This is a genomic window from Hungatella sp. SL.1.14, assembly GCF_024460495.1.
Lineage (GTDB): Bacteria > Bacillota > Clostridia > Lachnospirales > Lachnospiraceae > Hungatella > Hungatella hathewayi.
In genome coordinates this window covers 1-288 of record NZ_JANFYJ010000524.1, presented here as the reverse complement: position 1 = coordinate 288, position 288 = coordinate 1, and the positions used below count along the sequence as shown (strand labels likewise).

Sequence of the window (288 nt, the reverse complement as noted above, 5' to 3'; positions counted from 1 at the left end):
CGTTCACCTATCCCTTAATTCCGTCTGAAGCGATCCCCTGAATAAACTGCTTCTGCAGAACGAGAAACAGGATCAGCACGGGAAGTGAAATCACCACAACCCCCGCCATGGTCAGATTCAAACGGTTGAAAAATGTGTCCTTTAATGTATTGAGCCCTACGACCAGCGTATACTTCTCCTGACTGCTGACAAACGTGGACGGTACTAAGTACGCGTTCCAGGACTGTGTAAAGTTAAATATGGTGATCGTCGTGATCACCGGTTTGGAAAGCGGAAGCCCAATCGAAA

At 47.6% G+C, this 288-nt stretch carries 1 pseudogene; it reads right to left on the bottom strand.

The features are described from left to right. Positions 1-7: 7 nt before the first annotated feature. A pseudogene (locus NE473_RS32125) lies at positions 8-288 on the bottom strand (carbohydrate ABC transporter permease); the annotation flags it as partial.